The sequence below is a fragment of the Duncaniella muricolitica genome, assembly GCF_910574735.1.
Taxonomy (GTDB): Bacteria; Bacteroidota; Bacteroidia; order Bacteroidales; family Muribaculaceae; genus Duncaniella; species Duncaniella muricolitica.
Genome location: NZ_CAJTCF010000004.1, coordinates 90105 through 99662 on the forward strand (window position 1 = coordinate 90105; position 9558 = coordinate 99662).

Sequence of the window (9558 nt, forward strand, 5' to 3'; positions counted from 1 at the left end):
ATTAGGATTGCCAATTATAATAAAGGTATGTCATTCACATCATTTATCACCAAGCTGTTCGGCAACAAGTCGACCCGCGACCTCAAGGAGATCGAGCCGATAGTAAAGCAGATCGAGGCCCTCGAGCCCGAGGTGAAATCACTCAATATAGACCAGTTGCGCGACCGCATCACCGAGATTCGCGCCGACATAAAGAAAGCCGTTTCAGCCGAGCAGGAAGAGAACGAACGTCTCCGTCTCGAAGTCGAGGAACTTCCCTTTGACGAGCGTCAGCCCGTGTGGGACAAAATCGACCGCAACGAGAAGACCATGCTCGACACCATCGAAGAGCGTCTCAACCACCACCTGCCCATGGTGTTTGCAGTAGTGCGCGAGACAGCCGCCCGCTTTGCTGCCAACGAGACAATCACCGTCAAAGCCACTCAGCTCGACCGCGAGCTCGCCGCACAAGGCAAAGATTTCGTCACCATCGACGGCGACAACGCCATATGGAAAAACCACTGGATGGCCGGCGGCAACGAAGTCACCTGGGACATGGTGCACTATCGCGTGCAGCTCATCGGCGGCATCGTGCTTCATCAGGGCAAAATCGCCGAGATGGCCACCGGCGAGGGTAAGACTCTCGTGGCCACACTCCCCGTGTTTCTCCGCTCGCTCTCGGGCCGCGGCGTCCACGTGGTGACTGTCAACGACTACCTCTCCAAGCGTGACTCGGAGTGGATGGGCCCGCTCTACATGTTCCACGGCTCGACAGTCGACTGCATCGACAAGCATCAGCCCAACACCCCGCAGCGTCGCGCCGCCTATATGTGTGACATCACATTCGGCACCAACAACGAGTTTGGTTTCGACTACCTGCGCGACAACATGGCCATGACCCCCGGCGACATGGTGCAGCGCAAACACTACTATGCCATCGTCGACGAGGTCGACTCGGTGCTCATCGACGACGCCCGTACACCTCTTATTATATCCGGCCCCGTGCCCAAAGGCGACGACCAGCTCTTTGACCAGTATCGCGCCAACGTAGAGAAAGTCTACGAAGCCCAGCGTCGTCTCGTCACCAAAATCCTCGCCGAAGCCAAGACCAAGATTGCTTCCGACGACAAGGAGACTCGCAAAGAGGGCGCGCTACTGCTCTTCCGCGCCTTCAAAGGCCTCCCCAAAAACGGCGCGCTCATCAAGTTTCTCTCGCAGGACGGCATGAAGAATCTCATGCTCGAGACCGAAGCCTATTATCTTCAGGACAACCAGCGCGAGATGCCGACCGTCACCGACCCGCTCTACTTTGTCATCGACGAGAAAAACCGCAGCGTAGAACTTACCGACAAAGGCATCGACGAGCTCACCGGCAAGAGCGACGACCCGCAGTTCTTCGTGCTCCCCGACATAGCCTCACAGCTCTCCGAAGCCGAGACCATCGAGGACCCCGCCGAGCGCGCACGCCGCAAGGACGAACTCATGCAGGACTACGCAGTCAAGGCCGAGCGCGTCCACACCGTCACACAGCTCCTCAAGGCCTACACTCTCTTTGAGAAGGATGTGGAATACGTGATTGACGAGGGCAAAATCAAGATTGTCGACGAGCAGACCGGCCGCATCATGGAGGGCCGCCGCTACTCCGACGGTCTCCACCAGGCCATCGAGGCCAAGGAGCACGTCAAGGTCGAGGCCGCTACTCAGACATTCGCCACCATCACGCTCCAGAACTACTTCCGCATGTATCACAAGCTGGCCGGTATGACCGGTACAGCCGAGACCGAGGCAGGCGAGCTCTGGGACATCTACAAACTCGACGTGGTGACCATCCCGACCAACCGTCCCGTGGCCCGCATCGACATGGACGACCGCGTCTACAAGACCAAGAAAGAAAAATACGCCGCCGTAATCGACGAAATCCAGGCCATGGTCGAGCAGGGACGCCCCGTGCTCGTGGGCACCACTTCGGTCGAGATCTCCGAGCTCCTCAGCCGCATGCTCACCATGCGCCACATACCCCACAACGTGCTCAACGCCAAGCTCCACCAGAAGGAGGCCGAAATCGTGGCCCACGCCGGCAAGCAGGGCATGGTGACCATAGCCACCAACATGGCCGGCCGCGGTACCGACATCAAGCTCACCCCCGAGGTCAAGGCCGCCGGAGGTCTCGCCATCATCGGCACCGAGCGTCACGAAAGCCGTCGCGTCGACCGCCAGTTGCGCGGACGTGCCGGACGTCAGGGCGACCCGGGCTCGTCAGTGTTCTACGTATCCTTCGAGGACCAGCTCATGCGCCTTTTCGCCACCGACCGCGTCATGAAGATGCTCGACACTCTCGGACTCCAGGAGGGCGAGCGCATCGAGAGCCGCATGGTCACCAACGCCATCGGCAACGCCCAGAAACGCGTCGAGGAAAACAACTTCGGCATCCGTAAACGTCTGCTCGAGTATGACGACGTGATGAACAAGCAGCGTACCTACATCTACAACCGCCGCCACCACGCTCTCCTCGGCGAGCGCATCGGCATCGACATCGCCAACATGATGTGGGACGTCATCGAGAACTTTGTCAACAACACCTACCCCGCCGGCTACCAGGATCTCGCCATGGACCTCTTCCGCACCCTCACCATCGAGGCTCCCTTCACCGAAGATGAGTTCCGCAACATGAGCAAGGAGGACGCCATCGAGAAGATCCACGCCGCAGCCAACGAGGCTTTCGACCGCAAGCGCGACCGCATCATCGAAGTTGCAATGCCCGTAGTCACCGACTGCGTTGAAAACCGTGGCTTCAAGGGCCGTATCGCCGTGCCCATGACCGACGGCAAACGGTTCTTCAACCTCGTGGTCGACATCGACGAGGCCTATCGCACCGGCTGCAAGTCGATTGTCAAGGAGTGGCACAAAGCAGTGCTCCTCGTCACCATCGACGAGCTGTGGAAAGAACACCTCCGCGAACTCGACCAGTTGCGCCAGAGCGTTCAGAATGCTTCCTACGAGCAGAAAGACCCGCTGGTAATCTATAAGGTAGAGTCGTTCCATCTCTTCGAGGCTATGCTCAACCAGCTCAACATCAAAGCCATGTCAACCCTCATGCGCGGCCAGATCTACGTGCAGCAGGCTCCCCCGATGCCCCGTCCCCAAGCTCCCGCCCAGCCCGCACCCGAGGCTGCCGAAGGCTCTGAAGAGGCCCCCGAGGCGGAAGCTCCCGCTCAGCCCGCTCCCGAAGCACCCAAACCTCAGCCCGAGATCAAACGTGCCGCACCCGAGCGTCGCGAGGACTACTCTAAATATCAGACCTCGCGCGAGAACCTCCCCGGCGAAGCAGCCCAGCGCGCAGCCTCACAGGGAGCCTCGGCCAAGCAGCCCGTACAGCCCGTCAAGGCCGGTCCCCGCATCAACCGCAACGACCCCTGCCCCTGCGGCTCAGGCAAAAAATACAAAAACTGCCACGGCAAAGGTCTCTGATACTTTCTATAAAGTTTAAAGAGTCAATATAGTCAAAAAGTCAGGACAATAGTACCGGAATATTCACCTCCCGTACTGCGGTCCTGACTTTTTGACTATATTGACTCTTTAGACTAACCCCATTGCCCTTTTTCGACTCCCACACCCTACATCCCTCGCACCCATAACTTTACGACTCACAAAGCATCAACCCACGTAACTATTCAGCGGACGCGCCGATGTAGTCGCCGTTTAGAAAAGGGCGAGGATTGCGTTGTAGGGCGAGTTGCCGTGCTTCTTGGTTGTCTCGACGATTGAATGCAGATCCATAAAGGCATCGGCACCGAGGTCTGAACGGAAGCAACCGGAGTTTTTGAGTTTGATTTTCAACTTTCTTATTCCACGTTCTGAGGAGTTGTTGTCCGGCGGTATTGCCGGGTCTCGTAGAAAGTTGAAGATGTAGTCACGGCATTTCAGCAAGCCGTTCTTGAAAGTGGTAAACTTTTCGTTGAGCCTTGATAAATTTTCATCAATGAGATTGTCAAGGCGGTCAAGCCATGACTGAGGGTCAATCGACTCCGTCGGCTTCTGATTCCGTTCATGTATCGCTTCCTGAAAGAGGCTTTCCACCGATCCGGACCACTGCTGCTCCTTGTCAAGTTCGTTGAGATACTGGCATTCGCGAAGCAGATGCGCCAGGCACACCTGATGATTTAGAAAATGAAGTGCGAAGTATGCGCTGTGACGGTCGGTCACTGCTGTCATGCGTTCGAGTGAATCGCCAAAACGGTCTTCAAGTTCCCGCCCTTTGCGGCTTTTGCCATGGAACACAAGTGTAAAATACACTGTCTGCGCTATCCACGCCCAGTCAAGACGTTTGTTGCAGTAGCAACCCGATTCATCAAAACCAACTACAGGTGACTGCATTATATACTCCTTGATTTTCTCAATGGCAGGTTCGGCCGACCGTCTGGCCTCGTTGATCCAGTTGACCATTGACCCCTGGCTGATTTCAAGACCGAACACTTCTTTGAAAAAAGCTGCTATACGATTATATGGGAGGAACTGAACCGTTGACAGGTATACGACAAAACCTTTTACAGAAGCGTCATACACAACGGCGTTGGAACGGCGACGTCGGGAGTGGGCTTTTACACGCTTGCCACAAGTACGGCATATCGTGACGTAATGTCTGACCTCCGTTATCAATGGCTTTAGTTCAGGCAACGAGATTATCTGTGTGATGTAATCCAGTTCGGTATCACATCCATCCAGTGAATCTCCGCATTCATCACACATGCCGGGTTTCTCATCCACGATATTGTCGACAGAGTCGTTCAATTCGAGGGTGTTTCCTTCATGGCCTGGCTGACCTCCGGGTTTCCTGCCTGACGGTTTACGCAGGGACTTTGTACGACGGACAATCTCGTCTCTCATCTGCTCTTTTGACGGAGGTGTGCTGCTGTTGCCGGAGTTCTTCGGGGGCTCCTCATATTTTGAAAGGCGTTTGCGAAGTTCCTCAAGTTCTTTATCCTTCTTTTTGAGCATCCGCTCAAGAGATTGAATTTTCCTGAGTTGAGCCTGTCCGTTCCGGTTAATCTGACATATTGTCGCATGCTGAGAGTCGATGGTTTTCTGCATCGACTCAATCTGGGCGGATAATCCGCGCAGCACTTCTGTTATGTCATTAACCGGCTGTTTCACAGATACAAAGACACAAAACTTATTTGACTTTACCAAATAAAATTGCAGCTAATTACTATAAAATCAGCAGGTTGAATTTACTTATAATGGTGATGTCTATTCCACATTATCGCCTTAGCGTGTCCGCTGAATAGTTACAGGGAGAAAATATGGTGACCTCAGCAAAAATCTCTATTAGGTCACCACGCAAAATCGTTAAAATCTCAAAAATTTTTCGTACCTTTGCATTCGGATTGGCGTATACCATTCCACGACATTTTGAAAAATCGGAAGCGTTATGCTCAATCTTGTGATTGTGAACGTAGGAAATTCATCAAGGACAAGGATTGGCATAGTGGTTCTCACGCTCATAGCGTGGGTCACTTTGTTACATCTGTCCAAAGGGTTTCCTACGACCTACAATCAAGACGTGGCATTGTCGGCTCACGTTTTCCTTTATAACAAATTGCTTCATTGAGCCAGTGAAGTCCTTAAATTATGAGAACGTTTTACAACGCTGAGAGACAAAGACATTTGGAACTGATTGACAAATCCTTCTTTGGAAAAGACAAAGGCAACGGTTTTTTTAAGGGTAAGCAATATCCATTTGTATTAAGAAATGGAGGAAATAATCTTTACGAGCCGATACGTGAAAATGCAATCCAATATTTCATAGAGAACAATATTAGTTGGTGGGGCGGAACAACTCCTACCGGACATGTTCTTTCTTCTCAAATTGCATGCTTAAATCATCTTTTCGCTATTCGCAAAGACCCTGAGGCAGTACTGGCACTTATTAATGGAATATGCAATAAATTCAAAAAGGTTCTACCCCTTAACTGCGATAAAGATAAAGGATACATAGCATTTGAGGCTGTTAGCGACAACGACCATCTTAACGAAGATGGCCCAACCCGTGGGAGCAACTGCACATCTGTGGATGCTCTTATTCTGGCCGTGGACAATAACGATGAGAATTGGCTGCTTCCAATCGAATGGAAATATACCGAGAGTTACAATGACTATCCATCCTCTGATAAATCGGCTGGAGAAAAAGGTAAGGTTCGCATGCATCGCTATACAGACTTAATCAACAACTCCAAGCAACTTAAATCTCTTTCAGTATACGATGGTTCAGTTTACTATTTTGAACCGTTCTATCAACTTATGAGGCAGACTCTTTGGGCAGAGCAAATGCTTTCTAACAAGGAATCAGAATGCGTGAAAGCAGATCATTATATGCACATACATGTCATACCATCGGCTGACGTTGATTTGCTCAATAAAACTTATCGTGTGTCAGGTAAAAATATGGAGGAAACTTGGCGTAGCATGCTCGCTGATCAATCAAAATATCTTATTATCGATCCTGCGGTTCTAATGAAACCGATTGAGAATTCATATCCGGATTTATGTAAGTATCTCTCTGAACGATACTGGACACGCTAAATTTGTAAATACATATGTTCATAGCAATTCTGACTTATAAAAAGCCTTTGGAGGAAGTTGACCGCTATCTTCAGGCTCATCGTGATTATCTTGCGGAGCATTATGCCACAGGTGATTTCATTATGTCCGGGCCGCAGACTCCTCGTGTCGGTGGCGTGATTGTGATAAATGCTGAGAACCGCTCGGCAGTGGACACTATCATCGCTCAGGACCCGTTTAATATCCATGGCATTGCCGACTATCATATCGTGGAATTCACTCCTACGATGTTTTGTGACCCGGCACTTTCCTATGATATATGCAATGAGAACCATATCGAGCCAACTCCCGAAATCTGTAAACTTCTTCTCGGTTCTGATGAGAAGAAGTTCCGAAATGAGTGGGCTACGCGCCATTTAAAGACGAATTCTAACGCGACTACTTCTGCTCATCAGGAAACAAAGATTCCGAAAACTGCCCCCAAAGACAAAAAATGCACAGAGATAGTGTATCTATCAGCAATCTTAGCGAAACAATATGCAGAAACTTGCAAGCGTCTGACTGATATTTTGAACAAACATAATATACCTTTTGCATTCCTTGAAGGCACAAAAGATATATGGTGTAGGGATTATATGCCCGTGCAAACGCCAAGTGGCAAACTCATACAATTCAAATACGATCCCTCATATCTGAGAGCCCCGGAATATTCTGATTCACGCTCGGATGTTAGACACGTTGATAACGTCAACGGTATAAATCCTATATTCTCCGGCATCAATCTTGACGGTGGCAATGTTGTAATGCTTGGCAATAAAGCCATCATAACCGACCGCATTTTCTCAGAGAATCCAGACTGGGACAAAGAAAAGCTCTTTAACGAACTCTCTACACTCCTTGAATGTGAGATCATAATAATTCCGGCCTATAAACCTGAGTATGATTACACGGGACATGCAGACGGTATGATTCGCTTTGTAGACAGTAATACGGTGCTCGTAAACAATCTGGACCAGGATTTAAAGTATATGAAAGTGGCCGTTAGCAAAGCCCTTGAAAAAGCTAATCTAAAATATATTAACTTTCCATGGTTTGAGCATAAAATAAAAGGTAACAATGAACACGCAATTGGAATATACTTAAATTATCTTGAAGTTGGCAATCTTATTGTTATGCCAGTATTTGGCGTTCCCGACAATAGAGATGCAGAAGCACTTTCCAAACTCAAAGAAGTTTTCCCAAACAAAATCATCGAAACAATAGATTACAACGATGTAGCCTTAACAGGCGGCATTCTAAATTGTACAACATGGATAAAACGTAAATAATATGAAAAGAGTATTCAGTTTTCTTGCGGTAATTATTGCGTGCATTAACGTATATGCACAGTCACACATCCAATTTATGGAAATTCCATTAAATGGAGATTTTGATTCTTTTAAAGAAAAGTTGGAAGAAAAAGATATACATAAGGACAGCTATAGCAAGTCAGGGTTTTCTGGTTTCTTTTTTGGAACAATTGCAGGCATTGAAATAAGTTCCAATAAAGAAACAGGAAGCGTATACAAGGCCGTCGTACGATATAACGAATCTATGACTGGAATGAATCAATCTAAAATTGTGGCATTATATAAACGAATTTGTCAAGGATTGAGGACGAAATATCCAAAAGCAAAGATTCAGGCTGTTGATGGAGACCTTTTGTTATCTTTATCAAATGGATATATAAGATGTAATCTATTTGGTGCACCTAAAATATTCGGAGGTGCAACCATAGAACTGACGTATGAAGATAAAGCCAACAGTCCTAAATATGAGGTGCCCGTATTAAAGAACCGTGATAATGATTTATAAACATAAATTTAATAGGTGGAACGGATATGTCGAATATATTATGTAGCCGATTTGAGTACCACAGAGCATTCCAAATCATGAAAAAACTATTATTATTTCTCTTTATTTCTTTCTTTTGCGTGGGATTGTGTTATGCGCAACGCAAATCTACAACAACATTGGATTCGAACATAGCCGTACCAGATACTGTTCTAATTCGAACTGATAGAGGAAATACTATCACATCCCGTTTTTACGTAATTAAGGGAAAGGATTTGATACGTATAGATCAATATTCAAATTCCGAAAAATGCGACACAACTTTCTTCGAAGGATTAGATGAAGATGACAAGCGACGTTATAATCACGAGGTCTACTTAATAAATTTGAGGAGTAAACCTATAGAACAAATTAACGATCGCGAGGCCTTCTCTTACTTTGAAATTGGAGATTCAATACAATATTTTACAAGTAGATTAGGCTCCAAGAAGGTTCATGTCTCCTATACTGGCTATCAATTAACATTTCCAGATGAATTTACGAAGAAACCACAAGTAATCGAGTTCTGTTTTTACGATGGAATACTTAAAAAGATTGAACGTATTACAAGCGTTAACTCATTGCCAACAAATGATGTTTGGACAGCCTTTCAACTGATGCAAATAAAAGAATCACTCAATGATTTAGAAAAGGCAATTAAATTACTTCGTTCAAAAAATCAACCTCAATCAAAGCGTAAAACAGCTACTCAACTAAGAAAATAATATCATTAGCAAAAACCTAATATGAGTTCATAGCTTAAGCATAATCATGTAGGGTATAGTAAAACACCACCGAGGGAGGCGTATGCTTCTCTCGGTGGTGTTTTTGATATTAGTGTAGTTTAAGCCCTTTGCGACGTTGCTTAGCTTTTTGTTCATCGCGGTAACGGTGAAGGGCTTCATCAATGCTGAGACCGGGATGTCGGCTTAGCCATAGTTTGAAGTCATCGGGAAGCGCAGAACCATGAGCAAAACCTTCGTCCGGAATAGGGTTGCCACTGAAAGATGACGATGACAAATTTATGGGTCAAGCCGAAATGGCGGTGCATATGTTAAATTTGGCAGTTAGAAGTGTTAAATTTTTAGGCGTAGAGTTTGACCAGTCGGAATATGAAGAAGTCTCGGTCCCGAACCCCGCGCATTTGTG

At 47.8% G+C, this 9558-nt stretch carries 6 protein-coding genes; 5 read left to right on the top strand and 1 reads right to left on the bottom strand.

The annotated features are described in order from the left end of the window. The first annotated feature begins 27 nt into the window (after positions 1-27). On the top strand, positions 28-3447 hold the full coding sequence (secA, locus tag QGT73_RS01725; RefSeq protein WP_280121161.1) for a preprotein translocase subunit SecA: 3420 nt from the start codon (positions 28-30) through the stop codon (positions 3445-3447). A 231-nt stretch (positions 3448-3678) separates the two neighbouring features. Here the strand turns inward: secA and tnpC are convergent, their stop codons facing one another. Continuing rightward, complete coding sequence (tnpC, locus tag QGT73_RS01730; protein ID WP_068960006.1) at positions 3679-5130, bottom strand: IS66 family transposase; 1452 nt, start codon at positions 5128-5130, stop codon at positions 3679-3681. A gap of 477 nt (positions 5131-5607) precedes the next feature. Between tnpC and QGT73_RS01735 the strand changes: the two genes are divergently transcribed. From QGT73_RS01735 to QGT73_RS01755, 4 genes are all read left to right on the top strand, one after another. Next, positions 5608-6558 (top strand): PGN_0703 family putative restriction endonuclease, encoded by a 951-nt coding sequence (locus tag QGT73_RS01735; RefSeq protein WP_280121162.1) that lies wholly within the window; start codon positions 5608-5610, stop codon positions 6556-6558. 14 nt (positions 6559-6572) lie between these two features. Continuing rightward, positions 6573-7865, top strand: coding sequence for an agmatine deiminase family protein (locus QGT73_RS01745; RefSeq protein ID WP_425278373.1), 1293 nt, complete (start codon positions 6573-6575; stop codon positions 7863-7865). Between the two features lies 1 nt (position 7866). Further along, positions 7867-8391, top strand: a complete 525-nt coding sequence (locus tag QGT73_RS01750) for a hypothetical protein (RefSeq protein WP_280121163.1) — start codon at positions 7867-7869, stop codon at positions 8389-8391. Positions 8392-8468: 77 nt separating this feature from the next. Beyond that, positions 8469-9134 (top strand): hypothetical protein, encoded by a 666-nt coding sequence (locus QGT73_RS01755; protein WP_280121164.1) that lies wholly within the window; start codon positions 8469-8471, stop codon positions 9132-9134. The last annotated feature ends 424 nt before the right edge of the window (positions 9135-9558 follow it).

Excerpts from the sequence above, each read along its gene's own strand:
- secA (WP_280121161.1), top strand. The coding sequence starts at position 28 with ATGTCATTCACATCATTTATCACCAAGCTGTTCGGCAACAAGTCGACC.
- QGT73_RS01735 (WP_280121162.1), top strand. The coding sequence starts at position 5,608 with ATGAGAACGTTTTACAACGCTGAGAGACAAAGACATTTGGAACTGATT.
- QGT73_RS01745 (WP_425278373.1), top strand. The coding sequence starts at position 6,573 with ATGTTCATAGCAATTCTGACTTATAAAAAGCCTTTGGAGGAAGTTGAC.
- QGT73_RS01750 (WP_280121163.1), top strand. The coding sequence starts at position 7,867 with ATGAAAAGAGTATTCAGTTTTCTTGCGGTAATTATTGCGTGCATTAAC.
- QGT73_RS01755 (WP_280121164.1), top strand. The coding sequence starts at position 8,469 with ATGAAAAAACTATTATTATTTCTCTTTATTTCTTTCTTTTGCGTGGGA.